Origin of the sequence: Mesorhizobium sp. LNHC232B00, assembly GCF_000502435.1 — a bacterium.
GTDB lineage: Bacteria > Pseudomonadota > Alphaproteobacteria > Rhizobiales > Rhizobiaceae > Mesorhizobium > Mesorhizobium opportunistum.
Map to the genome: position 1 here is coordinate 110,816 of NZ_AYWP01000010.1, position 17,929 is coordinate 128,744.

The window sequence follows — 17,929 nt, forward strand, 5'->3', positions numbered from 1 at the left end:
GCCCGGCAGGGCAGAGGGGGNCCCCCCTCTGGCCTGCCGGCCATCTCCCCCACGAGGGGGGAGATCGGCTAATCACACCAAACCCCGCTTCACCATCATCGCTTCGGGCGAAGGCATCTTGCCGCGGAACGCCGTGTAAAGCTCTTCCGGGTCCTTCGAGCCGCCGGCGGCGTAGATGTTTTTCCGCAGCCGCTCGGCGAGCGCCGGGTTGAAAGGATCCCCGGTCTCCTCGAAGGCGGCAAAAGCATCGGCGTCGAGCACCTCGGACCACATGTAGGAATAGTAGCCGGCCGAATAGCCTTCGCCGGCGAAGACATGGCCGAAATGCGGGGTGCGGTGGCGCATCGCGATGGTGTCCGGCATGTCAAGCTTCTCCAACGTTTCGGCTTCGAAACGAAGCGGCTCCGCCGGGGCATCGGGCCGGGCGTGATAGGCCATGTCCATCAAGGCCGAAGCGGTGAATTCGACGGTGGCGAAGCCGGCGCCGAAGGTGCGCGCGGCCAGCATCTTGTCGAGCAGCGCCTTCGGCATCGGCTTGCCAGTCTTGACATGCAGCGCGTGCTTTTCCAGCACCGCCGGCACCGTCAGCCAGTGCTCGTAAAGCTGCGAGGGCAGTTCGACGAAATCGCGGCTGACCGAGGTGCCGGCGACCGACGGCCACGTGACATCCGTCAGCATGCCGTGCAGCGCATGGCCAAATTCGTGGAACAGCGTCTTCGCCTCGTCGACCGACAGCAATGCCGCCTCGCCCGCTGGCGGCTTGGCGAAGTTCATGATGTTGTAGATCACCGGCTTCGAGCCGTGGCCGAGCCGGTAGCCGGACTTCAGCGCGCTCATCCAGGCGCCGGAGCGCTTCGAAGGCCGGGCGAAATAATCGGCAAGGAACAGGCCGCGCTCGCTGCCGTCGGCATTCTTCACCACGAAGACACGCGCGTCGGGATGCCAGGCGGCAATGCCCTTCTTCTCCTCGAAGGTTATGCCGAACAGTCTTGTCGCCACGTCGAAGCAGGCATCAATGATGCGGTCGAGCTGCAGATACGGTTTTAGTTCCGCCTCGTCGAAAGCGAACTTTTCGGCGCGCAGCTTCTCCTGGTAGAAGCGCCAGTCCCAGGCGGCGAATTTCTCGTTGCTGCCGGCTTCCGCCGCCAGCCGCTGCAGTTCGGTCTGGTCGGCGGCGGCCTTTTCCAGCGCCTTTTCCCAGACCGGATCGAGCAGCGCGTGCACCGCCTTCGGCGTCTTGGCCATGGTGTCGTCGAGCTTCAGCGCGGCGAAGGAGGCGTAGCCGAGCAGCCCCGCCTTTTCGGCGCGCAGCTTCAGCATGTCGCGCACCACGGAAGTGTTGTCGGTGGCGCCGCCGTTCTGGCCGCGCATGGTGAAGGCGCGGAAGGCGATCTCGCGCAGATCGCGGCGTTCCGAGAAGGTCGTGAACGGCTCATAGATCGAGCGCGACAGGGTGACGGCGTAGCGGCCTTTCTGGCCGCGCATCTCGGCGGCTTCCGCCATGGCGCTCTTCAGGAAATCCGGCAGGCCGGCAAGGTCGGCCTCGTCGAGGAACAGCGCCCAGTCACGCTCGTCGGCCAGCATGTTCTGGCCGAAAGTCGTGCCGAGCGAGGACAGTTCCTCGCTGATCGCCGCCAGCCGCTTCTTGCCCTCGGCGTCGAGCCTGGCGCCGGAGCGGACGAAGCCTTTCCAGGTCTTTTCCAGGACCCGCAGGGTTTCGGCGTCGAGCTTGAGGCTCTCGCGGCGCTGGTAGAGGTCGTCGATGCGGGCAAACAGCCTCTCGTTCATCGAGATCGCCGAGAAGTGCCTGGACATCTTCGGCGAGATGTCGCGCTCCAGCGCCTGGATCGCCTCGTTGGTGTGGGCGCCGGCCCGGCACCAGAAGATCGACGAGACGTGATCGAGCGCCTCGCCGCCGAGTTCCAGCGCGGCAAGCGTGTTCTCGATGGTCGGCGCCTCCTTGTTGCCGGCGATCGCTTCGATCTCCGCCTCATGCGCCTTCAGCGCGGCGTCGAAGACCGGGGAAAAATCGCCGTCACCGATATGGGCAAAATCGGGCAGGCCAAGCGGCCCTTGCCACGCGGTCAGCGGATGAGCGGCGAGATCGACGGTTTTCGTGGAGGGCATGAATGGTCTTTCGCTGGTGGTGGCAAGTGGGGGGTGGCAGGGGTCGGTGTCACCGATGTAGGGCGTGGCATTCGGCCCCGCAATATGGCAGTCGGCCGCCTCAGAACCCGTCGCAGTTTTCGGCGATCGCCGCTTGTGAGCTGGCGGTGATGCGGTTGTCGGTGACCGCGAAAGTCTCATGCATCAGCATGTCGTTGCCGGGGAAGTCGTAGCAGGCGATGACCGTGGTGACGCCGGCCTCGCTCTTCTCGATCCGGTGGCGGATCGCAGCACCCGCGACCGCGCCCCTCCATTCGTCGATCGAGGCGATGAATTCCTGCTTGTTCTGGACGATGCCGAGGTCGTCGAGCTTGATGCGAACGTCGTCGGCGAGCAGGTCGGAGAGTTCGGTGCGGTCGGCGACCAGTAGGGCTGAATACCAGCGGCTGATGATGGCGCGGTCATCGGCGCGGGCGGCCATGATGGCGATCAGCAGCGCGACGGCCGTGAAAACGACCGACCGGACGTTTACCACCTGCCGCGCCTTCTCGTTCATTCCAGCACCGGCCGTTCGAAATCGCCGGTGTCCTTGTTCATCAGCCAGAGTTCGCCGGTCGAAATGTCGAACCAGGCGCCATGCAGCGACAGCCGCCCCTTGCCCTCCAGGATCGAGACGCAAGGAAAGGTCCTGAGATTGGCGATGGAATAGCGGATCGAGATTCGCTCGAGTGCGGTCTGGCGCTCCGTTGTCGTCATGAAGGTGCTGGACGAGACGGTCTCGGCGGCGGGCGCGATCAGGCTCATCCATTTGCCGATGAAGTCGCCGGGCGACAGCGGCGCAGAGTTGGGATCGAGCGCGGCACGGATGCCGCCGCAGCGACCGTGACCCATGACGACGATGTTCTTGACCTTGAGGCTTTGCACCGCGAATTCAAGCGCGGCCGAGGTCGAGTGGAACTCGCCATCCGGCTCATAGGGCGGCACGAGATTGCCGACATTGCGCAGCACGAAAAGCTCGCCGGGTCCGGCGTCGAAGATCGCTTCGGGGGCCGAGCGGGAGTCGCAACAGGCGACGATCATGGTCTCGGGAGCCTGCCCTTCCCGGGCGAGCTCGCGGTAACGGCCGCTCTCGGTGAGATAACGGCCGTTCATGAAATTGCGGTAGCCGGCGAGAAGGTGATCGGGAAGATGCGGCATGGGCGGCTAAGGCCTTTCCAGTTGGAGGCGGAAGCTCGTTGCGGTCGAGAAAGGCTCTAACGGTAAAAGCCTGTTGCGAGCAATGCAGAATTGTGAAGGCTAGTCATAAATGCCATGCGTCAAAGCGGGGCGTCAGCTGATACTGTCATGCCCAGATGGCGACCTGTATGCCAAAACCGTCAACGAGCGGCGGGTTGGGAAACGGCCTGGCCTTGCCGTTGGCGATGCGGCCGGCGATCAGCATCATCGCGGCGGCATCGAGAAAATCGTCGGCGGCCGCGCCGCGCGGCGGCACCTGGTCGAGAAAGGCCATGTCATAGCCGTGCCGGCACAGCAGCGCCTTGCGTTCGGCCATGCCGGCGGGATTGATGCTGCCCTTGATCTTCTTCGGCAGCCGCATCGCCTGGTCGTCGTTCAGGCGGCAGAAGGCGACTTCCGGATGCGATTCGAAGACGCGGCCGCGCAGATCGGGCCGCGCGACCAGCAAGGCGTCGATCTCGCGGATCTTCGAGAAGATGCCAAAGGCCTGGATCGAAACGCCGCGCGGCGGATCGGATGTGGTCCTGGCCACCTCGCTTGCCCTGATATGCGCGGCGTACCAGGCTTCGAGCGTGGTGAAATCGTTGGTGTCCGCATAAAGCGCCGATCGGGACGGGATTGAAAAGACGCTGGACTGGCGTGGCCCGAGCAGCGGCCGCACCAGCGCTTCCGGTCCGCGCCCGCCCTTGGCCGAAACCTCTGGCAGGCCGATCGGCATGTCGATGGCGACGACGGCGTTGTCGGGATTGGCCGCGAGCAGCGCCGCGAAGCTGGCGAAGACCTCGAGGGAAGGCGCCGCGCCCGGCGCGCACCGCACGGCGATCCAGCCGGCCTTGCAGCCGTCTACGCCGACCAGAACGGCCTCGGTCGAGATCACGCCAGGCGGTCCCGCCCCGGATGCGTGAGGTGGCGCAGCTGCACCATGGCCATCGGATGCGACAGGCTCTGCGCGTCGGTTTCGAGCTGCAATTCGTCGCCGCCGCGCTTGGCGGTGCGCGCGAGTATCTCGTAGACCGCCGCCGTGGTCGACTGCAGGGCCTTGATCGCCGGTTGGCCGGAGAGGATGCGGGCGAGGTAGACGGCCGCCGTCAGGTCGCCCAGACCGTTCGGCGGCTTGTCGATCAAGCGGTGCTCGGCAAGCAGCGCCTGGGTGCCGTCGAGCAGAAGATTGCCGGTGCTACCGGTCATCATCGACGGCGCCGAGGTGACTAGCATGGTCGACGGCCCGGCATGGAGTGCGGCCGAGATCACCGATTTGAGGTCGGGAAGCGGCGCGCCGGCCATCCATTCCAGCTCGTAGCGGTTGGGGGTGGCGATGTCGGCGATCGGCATCAGCCGGTCGCGCATGGCGGCCGCGGTTGGTTCGGGCACATAGAGGCCGCCCGAATCGCCCATCACCGGATCGCAGATATAGACCGCGTCAGGCGTCCTGGCCTTGACGGCGGCGACCAGCGAGGCGACGGCCTCGGCCTGGCCCGCCTCGCCGAGATAGCCTGACAGCACGGCGCCAACCTCGCCCAGCCATGGCGCCCGCTCGAGGTCGGCCATCAGCGCCTTGAACTGGTCGAGCGGCGGCACGATGCGTGTCGCCCGCCCGTGGCCGGGATGCCAGGGCAGGATGACCGTCGGCACCGCCCAGACCGGAAACCCCAGCGTCTCCAAGGCAAAGACAGCGGCGCGGTTGCCGACCGAACCACGGGCGACATGGCTCGAAATGACGATGACCGCGCGCGGCGCGTCGGGTTTTTCGGCGCTCATTGTTTTTTGATTCCTAGCTGCCCCGGATGAGGAAAAGCACGAGCCAGACCATCAGGCCCAGCGCCAGAAGCAGGCCGAGTATCCTGCCAATGCGCGTACCCCAGACCTCGACCGGGTCCGCGCGGTCGGCGTCGGCGGCGGCGACGTGGTCGCGCACGCCTTTCGCGGTCCGCGCCACCAGCGAGGTGCCGGACGGATCGGTCTCCTGCGCGACGCGCTCGAGGATACGGCGCGATTCGTTGTCGCTGTCCTGTCGTCCGGCCATGATGGTGTCCTGCCTTCCGCCGACCTTATCGTGATCGCCTCGCCAATTACAGCGTCTTGTCAATTACAGGATATTGCCAGTTATTACAGGGTCTTGCTGCCGATGGTAACGTGCCGATAACCCGTTCGCGCCGAGGTCGTTTTCTTGCGCGCTGATTGTGGTAATGCTTCGCATGCAACTTCTGTCGAGGGACCGATCATGCTTGCCCAGCGCCTTGCCTCACCATCCATGTTCCGCACGCTTCCCGCTTTCCTGATGATGGCTTTCGTGCTGCCGCTGCTTGCCGGCTGCGGCTACAACACCATCCCGACGGCGGAGGAAAACGCCAGGGCGGCATGGAGCGAGGTGCTGAACCAGTACCAGCGCCGCGCCGATCTCATCCCCAACCTGGTCGAGACGGTCAAGGGCTACGCCTCGCATGAGAAGGAAACGCTCGACGCGGTGGTCGAGGCGCGCGCCAAGGCGACGCAGATCACGGTGACGCCGGAAACGCTCAAGGATCCCGAAGCGCTCAAGAAGTTCCAGGATGCCCAGGCCGGGCTGACCAGCGCCCTGTCGCGGCTGATCGCGGTGTCGGAAGCCTATCCGGATCTCAAGGCCAACCAGAACTTCCTGGCGCTGCAGGCGCAGCTCGAAGGCACGGAAAACCGCATCGCGGTGTCGCGCCGCGACTATATCCAGGCGGTCAGGGACTACAATCTGACGCTGAGGACCTTCCCGTCGGTGCTGTGGGCGACCTTCTGGTTCCGCGGCAACGAGCCGTTCGCCAATTTCACGGTGGACGAAGACAAGATGCAGGTGCCGAAGGTGGATTTCGGCACGAAACAGGGCGGGTGATAGGCGACTGTCATCGGAATAAATCTCGCGAAATGACGGACTGCTGGCGTGCAAACACCCCCCTCTGTCCTGCCGGACATCTCCCCCTCAAGGGGGGAGATTGGCGGTTTCGAGCGCATCGCTCATCCTTCTGCGTCGGTTATTGGCGAAGACCCATGTGACGTCCAATCTCCGCCCTTGAGGGGGAGATGTCCGGCAGGACAGAGGGGGGCGCCTCGCGCTTACCTCACCCTTCTTTGTCTTCTTGCCAGCTTCTTTCTCCCCATCACCGCCTTCGCCGCCGAACTGCCTGCCCTTACCGGCCGGGTGGTCGACAATGCCGGCATCATCGATGCCGCGACCAAGGCGGCGCTGACGCAGAAGCTCGCCGACTTCGAGACCAAGGGCTCCGACCAGATCGTCGTCGCCACCATCCCCAGCCTCGGCGGCGAGGAGATCGAACCCTACGCCAACCGGCTGTTTCGCTTCTGGAAGCTCGGCCAGGCAAAGGAAAACAACGGCGTGCTTTTGCTGGTCGCGCCGAACGACCGCAAGATGCGCATCGAGGTCGGCTACGGGCTGGAAGGCACGCTAACCGACCTGCACACCAAGCTGATCATCGAAAACGACATGGTGCCGGCCTTCCGCGCCGGAGATNGAAGGCACGCTAACCGACCTGCACACCAAGCTGATCATCGAAAACGACATGGTGCCGGCCTTCCGCGCCGGAGATTTTTCCGGCGGCATAGCCAAGGCCGTCGACGACATGGTCATGGTGCTCGAAGGCAATCCGGAGGAGCTGGAAGCGCGGGGAAAACGCAACCAGCAGGCGCCGTTCAATTCCGACGACCTGTTCTTCGCCATTTTCATCAGCATCTGGGCAATCATCTTCTTCGGCAGCATCGCGGCCTCGATCCTGCCGCCGATCTTCGGCCAGAAGCTCGGACCCGGACGCTATCGCTGGCTCGGCATGACCTTCGAGCCCGGCCGGCGATCCTCGAGCGGCGGCTGGTCCTCGGGTAGTTCCGGCGGTGGCTGGTCTTCGGGTGGCGGTGGCTTTTCCGGCGGCGGCGGTTCGTCCGGCGGCGGCGGCTCATCTGGCAGCTGGTGAGGCCATGCCAAGGCCCGCCCTCGCTCTTTCGATATCCGGTCATTTCGCCGAGGGGTTGCGCCTTGCCCTAATGTCCATGGTGGCGCTGCTGTTTGCCTTGCTCAGCGCCTTCGCCGCCGAACTGCCTGCTCTGACCGGGCGGGTCGTCGACAATGCCGGCATCATCGATGCCGGCACCAAGGCGGCGCTAACGCAGAAGCTTGCCGACTTCGAGACCAAGGGCTCCGACCAGATCGTCGTCGCCACGATCCCCAGCCTCGGCGGCGAGGAGATCGAACCCTATGCCAACCGGCTGTTCCGCTTCTGGAAGCTCGGCCAGGCAAAGGAAAACAATGGCGTGCTTTTGCTGGTCGCGCCGAACGACCGCAAGATGCGCATCGAGGTCGGCTACGGGCTAGAAGGCACGCTAACCGACCTGCACACCAAGCTGATCATCGAAAACGACATGGTGCCGGCCTTCCGCGCCGGAGANAGAAGGCACGCTAACCGACCTGCACACCAAGCTGATCATCGAAAACGACATGGTGCCGGCCTTCCGCGCCGGAGATTTTTCCGGCGGCATCAGCAAGGCCGTCGACGACATGGTCATGGTGCTCGAAGGCAATCCGGAGGAACTGGAAGCGCGGGGAAAACGCAATCCCGCCGACAGCGGCACATCCATCGACCCGATTGCCGCGGTGTTCCTGATCCTATGGGCGACGATGTTCTTCGGTGGCCTGGCGATGGCATTCCTGCCGCCGATGTTCGGCACGAAACTGTCGCCGGGCGTGTATAGATGGCTGGGCATGACGTTTCGTTATGGCCGGGGCCCGAGCGGATCCTCGGGCACCAGCGGCTGGACAACGGGCTCGTCGGGTGGCGGCTGGTCGTCGGGAAGCTCCGGCGGCGGCTGGTCCTCGGGATCGAGCAGCGGCGGCGGCGGATTTTCGGGCGGCGGCGGCTCGTCCGGCGGTGGCGGTTCTTCAGGAAGCTGGTGAGACAATGGCAACACAACCGATCAACCCGCAGGATCATGAGCGCATCGCCGATGCGATCCGCGCCGCGGAAACCAGGACCGACGGCGAGATCTACTGTGTCGTGGCGCATGCCAGCGACGGCTATTTCGCCCCCGCCGCCTTAATGGCGACGCTGTGCATGCTGGTCGTCAGCCTCGCCGTCGCCTATGGGCTGGAAGCCTGGTGGCTCACCATCCGGCTGCCGCATTTCGTCCTCGCCCAGCTTTTGGCGCTGGCCTGCGTGCTGGCCCTGCTGTGGGCGCTGCCCGGCCTGCGCATCCACATGGTGCCACGGCGGCTTTGCTATCAGGCGGCACACGCCAATGCGATCAAGCAGTTCCTCGCCCGCAACGTCCACCGCACCGCGGCGCGCACCGGCGTGCTGGTCTTCGTCTCGATCGCCGAGCGCTATGCCGAGGTGGTCGCGGATTCGGGCATCGACGCCAAGGTCGGCCAGCATGTCTGGGACGGCGTGGTGCGCGACTTGACCGCGCATGCCGGCAACGACCGGCTTGCCGACGGTTTCGTCAAGGCGATCGAGCAGGTGGGCGCGGTGCTGGCCGAGCATTTCCCTGTCACGTCCGGCGACACCAACGAGCTTGACGACCATTTGGTCGAAATCTAAGCGCCTGCCGTCGAGATTGCTTTGCCGGTCCGGCCTGTTTCCGGACCGGTTTTGCGCAATGTCACCTATGCCATGATCGTCTGTGAGAAAGCGGTTGGCGGGCTGCCCGGACTCTTGCAATCGGCCGATGCGGGTTTATGGTTAACAAATCATGAATACGCTGACGATCGACATCCGGAAGGCAGAGCCGCGCGACGCTGGCGCTATCGCCGAGGTGCATCTGGAAGCCTGGCGCGGCGCCTATTCCGGCATCATTCCGCACCGCACGCTGACATCGATGATCAATCGCCGTGGCGCCGACTGGTGGGCGAATGCGATTCGCCGCGCCGCGACCGTCCTGGTGGTCGAGATCGGCGGCACGATCGCCGGCTACGCGACCATCGGCAAGAACCGGGCCCGGGAACTCAAGCAGCAGGGCGAGATCTACGAACTCTATTTGCGCCCGGAATATCAGGGCATCGGCCTCGGGCGGCGGCTGTTTTCAGCCGCCAAGGCGCGGCTTGCCGACCATGGCCTGAAAGGCATGGTGGTGTGGGCGCTGGAAGACAACCAGAACGCGCTCGCCTTCTACGCCGGCGCCGGCGGCCGCGACATCGCCGAGGGCGTCGAAATATTCGAGCAGAAGGCGCTGAAGAAGGTCGCTTTCGTCTGGGAATGACCGCCGAGGGCTGATCGCTGAAAGCAAAGCCGGCTCGCGGGATAATCCAACGCGAAATCACGGCGCTGAAACATCTTGTTCCGATGATTGAACGTGCCGGATGCCATCGCGTCTCGCCCGACGTCGGTCAGCACCATTCGCCGCATTGCGCCATTCTGCGCCGCCCGCTATCTCCTCCCCATCGAGAGAGGGACAAAAGCCATGCGCATTGAAGCCATAGCCAGCGGAAAGAACCCGCCTGAGGACGTCAACGTCATCATCGAGGTGCCGATCGGCGGCGAGCCGATCAAGTACGAGATGGACAAGGAAGCCGGCACCTTGTTCGTCGACCGCTTCCTGCACACCTCGATGCGCTACCCCGGCAATTACGGCTTCGTGCCGCACACGCTGTCGGGCGATGGCGATCCGATCGACGTGCTGGTCTGCAACACGCGCGCGCTGGTGCCGGGCTGCGTCATCAATGTCAGGCCGATCGGCGTGCTGATCATGGAAGACAATGCCGGTCAGGACGAAAAGATCATCGCCGTGCCGTCGCCCAAGCTGACGCTGCGCTACGAGAACGTCACCGAGTATACGCAGTTGCCCGACATCACCCGCCAGCAGGTGCAGCACTTCTTCGAGCACTACAAGGATCTCGAACCCGGCAAATGGGTCAAGATCGAAGGCTGGCACGATTCCAAATACGCCAAGAAGATGATCATGGACGCGATCGAACGGGCGAAGAAGAGCAAGTAGCGCTTCGGATCAGTTGTCGACCCGGCCGAAGGCCGGCACGTTGCCGATGACGGTGTGCCGGTCCTTGCCGCAGGCGAAGGTTCGCGCCTTCTCGTCGGCGAGTTTGCGCGCCTGGTCGTTGGCTTGCGGGTTGCCGGTGGCCAGTACCAGGCCGACGGTGCAGCCGGCGCGGGCATCCATCTGGCCGACCTTGGCGACGAGCAACACTTCGGTCGACTTGTTCTCATCCTCGCCATTGCTGATCGTGCGGCGGTGGATGACCGCGAAGGGTACGGCTTTGTCGCCATTGGTCTCGACGCGCCATTCGACCTTGGCCCCGGACGAATTGAAGGCGGAAAAACTCTCCCAGGCGGATGTCATGTCGCCGCCGGGCGGAAAACCATAAAACAGCGATTCGCGGGCATCGTCATAGGCGATCAGCACGGGATAGCCGCGGTAGCCCGAACAGGCGAGGTCGGCCCAGTCGCCGTCGCCTTGTTCGGCCTGAGCGTAGGTCACGCAGTCCTTCTTCCAGTCGAGATCGGTATAGGCGCTCGATATGTCACCGGCATGGGCTGCCTGAGAGAGGCCGGCGAGGGCAAGCGGGATCAGCAGGCTGCGCATGACGGATATCTCCGTTGGAGCTCGCCACAACGTATCGCCAATCGCTATTTCTTCAAGCTGGCTTCAATCAGCAGGTCGGCATTGCGGGCGACCGACTGCGCCGGCCCACCGAGCCCGAACAACTGGCCGCTGATATAGGCGCCCTCGAGCAGCAGCAGCAGCCCGTCGCCCAGCGTGTCGGCATCGCCAGCGCCCATCGCGGCGGCCATGGCGCGCAGCCGGCGGCGCAGTTCCTGCTTGTTGTCTTCGCTCACCATTCGGGCCGGATGGCCGTGCTCGGGGTATTCGACCGCTGCGTTGGTCATGCCGCAGCCGCGATAATCGGGTTTTTGCGTGCGCTTTCCGACGCGGGTCAGGAAAGCCTTGATCTGCGCGCGCGGATCGCCGGGATGGGCGTCGACAGCCTCGTCGAAGCGCTCCCAGAATTCGAGGTCGTATTGCCGCAGATACGAGGCGGCCAATTCGTCCTTGGAAGGGAAGCTGCGATAGAGGCTGGGCTTGGTGACGCCGGCGCGCTTGACGATCTCGTCGACCCCGATCGCCCGTATGCCGCGCCGGTAGAACAGGTCGTAGGCGACGTCGAGGATTTTTTTGGCGGCCTTCGGCGGTGCCGATGCATGACCATCGTTGATGGTCAGTTCAATATTTTTGTCGGTTGGCATCATGGGACTCGGTTGACAATGTTACCGATCGGTACGTATACATGCTCCCATCCTGCAACGTACCGGTCAGTAACATGATAACTCAATCCCGCCCGTTTGGCCAGCGCTACGCCTTCGTCGTGGTCGGCGTCATCTTCCTCTGCCTGCTGATCGCGGCCGGCCTGCGTTCGGCTCCCGCCGTCATGATGCTGCCGCTCGAAAACAGCTTCGGCTGGCGGCGCGACGTCATCTCGCTGGCCGCCGGTGTCGGCATCCTGCTCTATGGCCTGACCGGTCCGTTCGCCGCCGCGCTGATGGAGCGGATCGGACTGCGCCGCACGCTGATCGCCTCGCTGGTGATCATGTCGGGCTCGACCGCGCTCAGCCTTCTGATGACCGAGCCCTGGCATCTCTTCATCACCTGGGGCGTGTTCTCCGGCATCGGCTCCGGCGCCGTCGCCAGCGTGCTCGGCGCCACCATCGTCAACCGCTGGTTCAAGACCAATCGCGGACTGGTCATGGGCTTGATGTCGGCCTCCAGCGCGACTGGCCTTCTGGTGTTCCTGCCGCTGCTTGCCTCGCTTGCGCAAACGGGCGGCTGGAAGCCGGTCGCCATCGCGGTCGCGGTCGCCACGGCCTGCCTGCTGCCGCTGGTCTGGCTGCTGGTGCCGGAGCGTCCGGCCTCGATCGGCATGGTGCGTTATGGCGCCGAGGCCGGTGACGTGCCGCCGACATCGCCGGCATCGCAAGGCAATTTCCTGGCGCATACGCTCAACACGCTGCGCCGCGCCGCCGGCACGCGGGTGTTCTGGTATCTGTTCGCCACCTTCTTCGTCTGTGGCTTCACCACCAACGGGCTGGTCGGCACGCACCTGATCGCGTTCTGCGGCGACATGGGCATCGGCGAGGTGCAGGCGGCCGGCCTGCTGTCGATGATGGGCATTTTCGACCTGATCGGCACGACGCTGTCCGGCTGGCTCACCGACCGTTTCGACCCGCGCAAGCTGCTTGGCGTCTACTATGCCATCCGTGGTCTGTCGCTGATCTACCTGCCTTATTCCGGCTTCTCGGCGACCAGCCTGATCATCTTCGCGGTGCTCTATGGCCTCGACTGGATCGCCACCGTGCCGCCGACGCTCAGGCTCGCCAACGAGGCCTTCGGCGACCGCAGCGGACCGATCGTGTTCGGCTGGATCGTCGCCGGACACCAGGTGGGGGCCGCCACGGCGGCCGCCTTCGGCGGCACCATGCGCGAGCTGCAGGGCAATTACGAACTGGCCTTCCTAATCGCCGGAATGACGGCTATCGCCGCCGCCTGCATCTCGCTGCTGATCAACACCAGCCGGCCGGCCTTCGACCCGGAACCGCAAGCGGCATAGGCGCGGCCCTCCCTTCTCCCCTTTTGAGCCCGTAGTGTTACTGGGCGCGTGAGAGGAGACAGAAAGGGCCGCCCTGTTCATTGTTATCAAACGTTCATGATTTCGAGATGCGCCTGAAACATTGAGGCTGGAGCTTGGTGGCAACGTTCAACGCCATCCAGGAGACAGCCATGAACAAGCTCTCGATGACTCGCCGCGCTTTTGTCACCTCCGCCAGCGCCGTTGGTCTGGTCGGCGTTTCCAGCCTGGCGCTGCCGTATTTTTCTCGCGCCAACCAACGCCCGGCCTTCACCCATGGCGTCCAGTCGGGGGATGTCGACGCCACCAGCGGCATGGTGTGGACGCGCACGGATCGCCCGTCGCGTGTCATGTTCGAAGTGTCGTCGACCGAGAATTTCGCCAACGCGATCCGGCTGGCGCCGCTCGATACGTCGCCGGCCAGCGATTATACGGTCAGACGCCTGCTCACCGATCTCGCTTCCGATCAGGACATCTTCTACCGCATGACGGCAGCCGACCTCGCTGACATCAACGCCGTCTCCGAGCCGATCGTCGGCCGCTTCCGCACCGCGCCGGCCTCGAAGCGCGACATCAAGTTCGCTTGGTCGGGCGACACCGCCGGCCAGGGCTGGGGCATCGACGAGACCGGCATGAAGACCTACGCCACGATCGGCAAGCACACGCCCGATTTCTTCCTGCATTCGGGCGACACCATCTATGCCGACGGCGCGATGAAGGACGAGGTCGACCTGCCCGGCGGCGGCAAGTGGAAGAACGTCGTGCTAGTCGATGGCAAGCGCAAGGTCGCCGAGACGCTGGACGAATACCGCGACCAGTGGAAATACAACATGATGGACAGACACGTCCTGGGTCTCAGCGCCATCTGCCCGACCTTCTATCAGTGGGACGACCACGAGGTGCTGAACAACTGGTCGGATTCGAAAAATCTGAGCGCCGACAATCGCTACACGGAAAAATCCATCCATGTGCTGGCGGCCCGCGCGGCCCGCGCCTTCCATGAGATGACGACGATCCGTTACGAGCCGTCGGAGCCCGGCCGCGTCTACCGCAAGATAGCCTACGGGCCGCTGCTCGACGTGTTCTTCCTCGACATGCGCTCCTATCGCGGCCCCAACGGTCCGGACATGCAGGATGAGATGACGCCGCAATCGCGCATGCTGGGCGAACAGCAGACGAAATGGCTGAAGCGGGAGCTAGCCAACTCCAAGGCGACATGGAAGATCATCGCCGCAGACATGCCGCTCGGCCTCGTCGTCTGGGACGATGGCGTCAAAAAGGCAGGCGCGGAGGCTGTCAGCAATGGTGACAACGGCCTGCCAAAGGGACGTGAGCTGGAGATCGCCGACCTGCTGCGCTACATCAAGAATGCTGGCATCAGCAACACCGTCTGGCTCACTGCCGACGTGCACTACACAGCCGCGCATTACTACAATCCCGAGAAGGCTCAGTTCCAGGACTTCAGTCCGTTCTGGGAATTCGTTTCCGGCCCCATCCATGCCGGAACGTTCGGCCCGAACGATTTCGACATGACCTTCGGTCCGGAGCTGAAGTTCATCAAGGCGCCGACAGCCGAGCAGGGGCAGAACCTGCCGCCGTCAGCCGGCCTGCAATTCTTTGGCCTTGTCGACATTTCCGGCGCCACCGAGCAGATGACCGTGCGGCTGATGGATCGCGACGACAACGAACTCTACAAGATCACGCTCGACCCGGTACGGTCGGCGTAAAGACCTGAAGGTCGTCAGTCCGGGTAGCAGACCATTGGAATGTTCGGCCAGACGGCGCTGTCGCAGTTGGCTGCGTCCTGGCGCTGCTTGAAGGCGGCGCTGACCGGGCCAGTCACAATCGGATCGACGCCGTCGGGGGCGTCGGCGAAAGCCTGTTGGGCCGAAGGCGCATCGATCGGCAGGGACGACCGTGCTTCCTTCAGCGTCGCGGCCGACTGCGCGGCGTTGGCCGCCAGCAGAACGGCAAAGGCCGCGGAGGCGATTAGTGGCCAAAATCGGTTGAGTTTATCGGTCATGACGTTCGAACTGCCCGGGCCCTGAATGGTTCCCGCCTTGGTTAACAAAATCATTTCACACGCAGATGCTTAAGATTTGATGAGTATTTGGTGTTGCGCTTCCCCTTTCGCAACTGCGAAAAACCCTGTATGAGCCGCGCAACCGAAAGAGGCAGCGCCTTTGGCCTGCTGCCTGCAACGCTTCCGAGATCAGAACATGAAACTCCGTAATATCGCGATCATCGCGCACGTCGACCATGGAAAGACCACCCTGGTCGACCAGCTTTTGAAGCAGTCCGGCTCGTTCCGCGACAACCAGCGCGTAGCCGAACGCGCCATGGATTCCAACGACCTCGAAAAGGAACGCGGCATCACCATCCTGGCCAAGGCGACCTCGGTCGACTGGAAGGATACGCGCATCAACATCGTCGACACGCCCGGACACGCCGATTTCGGCGGTGAGGTCGAGCGCATCCTGTCGATGGTGGATTCGGCCATCGTGCTGGTCGACGCCGCCGAGGGCCCGATGCCGCAGACCAAGTTCGTGGTCGGCAAGGCGCTCAAGGTCGGCTTGAAGCCGATCGTCGTCATCAACAAGATCGACCGGCCGGACGCCCGCCATGTCGAGGTCGTCAACGAGGTGTTCGACCTGTTCGCGGCCCTCGACGCCACCGACGAGCAGCTCGACTTCCCGATCCTCTATGGTTCGGGCCGCGACGGCTGGGTCTCGGAAAATCCGGAAGGCCCCAAGGACCAGCAGCTTGCGCCGCTGTTCGATCTCGTGATCAAGCATGTGCCGGCGCCGACCGTTCATCCCGGCCCGTTCCGCATGATCGGCACCATCCTGGAAGCCAATCCGTTCCTCGGCCGCATCATCACCGGCCGCATCGAGAGCGGCACGCTGAAGTCGAACCAGGCGGTCAAGGTGCTGCACAATGACGGCACGCAGATCGAAACCGGCCGCATCTCCAAGATTCTCGCCTTCCGTGGCCTCGAGCGCCAGCCGATCGAAGAAGCGCAAGCGGGCGACATCGTCGCCATCGCCGGCCTATCCAAGGGCACCGTCGCCGACACGTTCTGCGACCTGGCGGTGACCGAGGCGCTGCATGCGCAGCCGATCGATCCGCCGACCGTGACCATGTCCTTCCTGGTCAACGACAGCCCGCTCGCCGGCACAGAAGGCGACAAGGTGACCAGCCGCGTCATCCGCGACCGCCTGCTGCGCGAGGCCGAAGGCAATGTCGCGCTGAAGATCGAGGAATCGCCCGACAAGGATTCGTTCTTCGTCTCCGGCCGCGGCGAATTGCAGCTCGCCGTGCTGATCGAGACGATGCGCCGCGAAGGCTTTGAAATCGCCGTGTCGCGTCCGCGCGTCGTCATGCAGAAGGGCGAGAACGGCGAATTGCTGGAGCCGGTCGAGGAAGTCGTCATCGACGTCGACGAGGAACATGCCGGCGTCGTGGTGCAGAAGATGTCGGAGCGCAAGGCCGAAATGGTCGAGCTGCGTCCGTCCGGCGGCAACCGCCAGCGCATCGTCTTCCACGCGCCGACGCGCGGCCTGATCGGCTACCAGTCGGAACTGTTGACCGATACGCGCGGCACCGCCGTGATGAACCGCCTGTTCCATGCCTATGAGCCCTACAAGGGCGAACTGCCGGGCCGCACCAACGGCGTGCTGATCTCCAACGAGCAGGGCGAGTCCGTGGCCTACGCCATGTGGAACCTGGAAGACCGCGGCCCGATGGTCATTGATCCGGGCGTCAAGGTCTATCAGGGCATGATCATCGGCATCCACTCCAGGGACAACGACCTCGAAGTCAACGTGCTGAAGGGCAAGAAGCTGACCAACATCCGCGCCGCCGGCAAGGACGAGGCGGTCAAGCTCACCCCGCCGATCCGCATGACGCTGGAACGCGCGCTGGCCTGGATCCAGGACGACGAGCTGGTCGAAGTGACGCCGAAGACCATTCGCCTGCGCAAGCTCTATCTCGACCCGAACGAGCGCAAGCGCTTCGAGAAGTCGGCCAAGGCGGTCGGCGCGGCGTAATCTTCTGATTCCTTGTATAAAAAGGGGCGGAGCACCGCGTGCTCCGCCCCTTTTTCATTCAACCGCCGGCTGCCGAGATGATGGCTTCGCAGTCGGGTTCACTCTCCAGATCGATCAGCACGATCGTCCCCTCGCGAGCCCCTCTGCGCAGAGCTTTGGCCCCGTCCGGTCCTATGGCCAGCAATCGCCTCTCTTGCAAGGCCTGAAGCCGCGACCGCGAGATGCCGAGTTCGTTGGCAAGCAGGCGGTCGAGGCGGAGCGATATCGGCATTTCCAGCCCAAGCCTGAGTTCCAGCGCTGTCGCGCTCTCGCTTGTCTCCCCAACCAGATGCCTTTGCACGGCGACATCGGGAAACTCCTCGACACGTCCTACCTGATTGCGAAGCGCGGAGACGTCGAAGGCATGGCGCCGGGCCAGCCCCGGATCATTGCTTTCGAGCGCCTGGAGCAGCGCCGGTTCGATGTCGCGGCGGTTGCAGCGCTCAAAAATGCCGAAATTCCAGGAATTGTCGCAATCGACGCAGCGATAGATCAGCCACACGTCGATGCGCTTGCCGTTGGCGTTGACGCGGAACTTTTCGCTGCAGCGATACGCCTTCACGCCGCCGCAGCGATTACAGTTGACCAGGGGTCGAGGAGCGATTGCGGGCGCGATCGCCCAGTCGATACGCACAATGCCGGACATGCCGATAAGCCCTTCCCGTCGGGAAGTTCATCAGGTCGGCAATCTCGAGATGCCCATGCGGGCGCGGCGTGGCGATAGGTTGCGGAGATCGTGAAGTCAGGTGTCGCTGGCGGAAAGCGCGACAGCGGTTCAGCAGTGCCAAACCGGTCTCGAACCGCCGCCAGAGGAACACATGAAAATGAAACCAGGCACCACGAATGCGGCGCCATGCAGGTGTGTCGGGGGAGTTGACGAGACCGGCGGTTACGT

The 17,929-nt window shown here is 64.0% G+C and carries 17 protein-coding genes and 2 pseudogenes; 9 read left to right on the forward strand and 10 right to left on the reverse strand.

The genetic code is table 11. From position 1 onward, the window contains the following. Positions 1-72: 72 nt before the first annotated feature. The 6 genes from X743_RS154190 to X743_RS154165 all read right to left on the reverse strand — a co-directional run bounded on the left by X743_RS154190 (position 73) and on the right by X743_RS154165 (position 5,365). Entirely contained in the window at positions 73-2,127 is a 2,055-nt protein-coding gene (locus X743_RS154190; protein WP_023766000.1) for a M3 family metallopeptidase, read from the reverse strand. A gap of 100 nt (positions 2,128-2,227) precedes the next feature. Beyond that, positions 2,228-2,662, reverse strand: coding sequence for a hypothetical protein (locus X743_RS154185; protein WP_023766001.1), 435 nt, complete (start codon positions 2,660-2,662; stop codon positions 2,228-2,230). Continuing rightward, positions 2,659-3,303 carry a carbonic anhydrase gene (locus X743_RS154180; RefSeq protein WP_023766002.1) on the reverse strand — a complete coding sequence of 215 codons (645 nt, stop codon included), beginning with the start codon at positions 3,301-3,303 and terminating at the stop codon, positions 2,659-2,661. The genes X743_RS154185 and X743_RS154180 overlap by 4 nt, the downstream gene beginning before the upstream one ends. A 145-nt stretch (positions 3,304-3,448) precedes the next feature. Next, positions 3,449-4,219 carry a DUF429 domain-containing protein gene (locus X743_RS154175; protein WP_023766003.1) on the reverse strand — a complete coding sequence of 257 codons (771 nt, stop codon included), beginning with the start codon at positions 4,217-4,219 and terminating at the stop codon, positions 3,449-3,451. Next, positions 4,216-5,100 carry a pyridoxal kinase PdxY gene (pdxY, locus tag X743_RS154170; protein ID WP_023766004.1) on the reverse strand — a complete coding sequence of 295 codons (885 nt, stop codon included), beginning with the start codon at positions 5,098-5,100 and terminating at the stop codon, positions 4,216-4,218. Before pdxY ends, X743_RS154175 begins: the two co-directional genes overlap by 4 nt. A 13-nt stretch (positions 5,101-5,113) precedes the next feature. Then, positions 5,114-5,365, reverse strand: a complete 252-nt coding sequence (locus tag X743_RS154165) for a hypothetical protein (protein ID WP_013892381.1) — start codon at positions 5,363-5,365, stop codon at positions 5,114-5,116. A gap of 198 nt (positions 5,366-5,563) precedes the next feature. Here X743_RS154165 and X743_RS154160 point away from each other — a divergent pair, with 198 nt between their 5' ends. The 6 genes and pseudogenes from X743_RS154160 to ppa all read left to right on the forward strand — a co-directional run bounded on the left by X743_RS154160 (position 5,564) and on the right by ppa (position 10,305). Further along, positions 5,564-6,202: a LemA family protein gene (locus X743_RS154160; protein ID WP_023766005.1), complete on the forward strand. Its 639-nt coding sequence runs from the start codon at positions 5,564-5,566 to the stop codon at positions 6,200-6,202. A gap of 264 nt (positions 6,203-6,466) precedes the next feature. Then, positions 6,467-7,292, forward strand: a pseudogene (locus X743_RS1000000173300) (YgcG family protein). A 70-nt stretch (positions 7,293-7,362) separates the two neighbouring features. Further along, positions 7,363-8,269, forward strand: a pseudogene (locus tag X743_RS01000000168960) (YgcG family protein). Positions 8,270-8,273: 4 nt separating this feature from the next. Continuing rightward, a complete protein-coding gene (locus X743_RS154155; protein ID WP_023766006.1) occupies positions 8,274-8,912 on the forward strand; it encodes a TPM domain-containing protein in 639 nt (212 codons plus the stop codon). A gap of 151 nt (positions 8,913-9,063) precedes the next feature. Further along, positions 9,064-9,570, forward strand: coding sequence for a GNAT family N-acetyltransferase (locus tag X743_RS154150; protein WP_023766007.1), 507 nt, complete (start codon positions 9,064-9,066; stop codon positions 9,568-9,570). A 201-nt stretch (positions 9,571-9,771) separates the two neighbouring features. Next, positions 9,772-10,305 (forward strand): inorganic diphosphatase, encoded by a 534-nt coding sequence (ppa, locus tag X743_RS154145; RefSeq protein WP_023766008.1) that lies wholly within the window; start codon positions 9,772-9,774, stop codon positions 10,303-10,305. A 9-nt stretch (positions 10,306-10,314) separates the two neighbouring features. On the opposite strand, the gene X743_RS154140 is transcribed toward ppa, so the two are convergent. Next, positions 10,315-10,908 (reverse strand): hypothetical protein, encoded by a 594-nt coding sequence (locus X743_RS154140; protein WP_023766009.1) that lies wholly within the window; start codon positions 10,906-10,908, stop codon positions 10,315-10,317. A gap of 44 nt (positions 10,909-10,952) precedes the next feature. Continuing rightward, complete coding sequence (locus X743_RS154135) at positions 10,953-11,570, reverse strand: TetR/AcrR family transcriptional regulator (RefSeq protein ID WP_023766010.1); 618 nt, start codon at positions 11,568-11,570, stop codon at positions 10,953-10,955. A 74-nt stretch (positions 11,571-11,644) separates the two neighbouring features. On the opposite strand from X743_RS154135, the gene X743_RS154130 reads away from it, so the two are divergent. Beyond that, positions 11,645-12,928 (forward strand): MFS transporter, encoded by a 1,284-nt coding sequence (locus X743_RS154130; protein ID WP_031257759.1) that lies wholly within the window; start codon positions 11,645-11,647, stop codon positions 12,926-12,928. A 170-nt stretch (positions 12,929-13,098) separates the two neighbouring features. Beyond that, positions 13,099-14,673, forward strand: coding sequence for an alkaline phosphatase (locus tag X743_RS154125; RefSeq protein ID WP_023766012.1), 1,575 nt, complete (start codon positions 13,099-13,101; stop codon positions 14,671-14,673). Between the two features lie 14 nt (positions 14,674-14,687). On the opposite strand, the gene X743_RS154120 is transcribed toward X743_RS154125, so the two are convergent. After that, the gene (locus X743_RS154120; protein ID WP_245264223.1) at positions 14,688-14,969 is read right to left on the reverse strand and encodes a hypothetical protein; all 282 of its coding nucleotides are present in this window, start codon (positions 14,967-14,969) and stop codon (positions 14,688-14,690) included. 196 nt (positions 14,970-15,165) lie between these two features. Between X743_RS154120 and typA the strand changes: the two genes are divergently transcribed. Then, positions 15,166-16,995: a translational GTPase TypA gene (typA, locus tag X743_RS154115; protein WP_023766014.1), complete on the forward strand. Its 1,830-nt coding sequence runs from the start codon at positions 15,166-15,168 to the stop codon at positions 16,993-16,995. Positions 16,996-17,053: 58 nt separating this feature from the next. Here typA and X743_RS154110 read toward each other — a convergent pair whose 3' ends face one another. Then, positions 17,054-17,680, reverse strand: coding sequence for a DUF1062 domain-containing protein (locus tag X743_RS154110; RefSeq protein ID WP_023766015.1), 627 nt, complete (start codon positions 17,678-17,680; stop codon positions 17,054-17,056). Positions 17,681-17,929 lie beyond the last annotated feature (249 nt).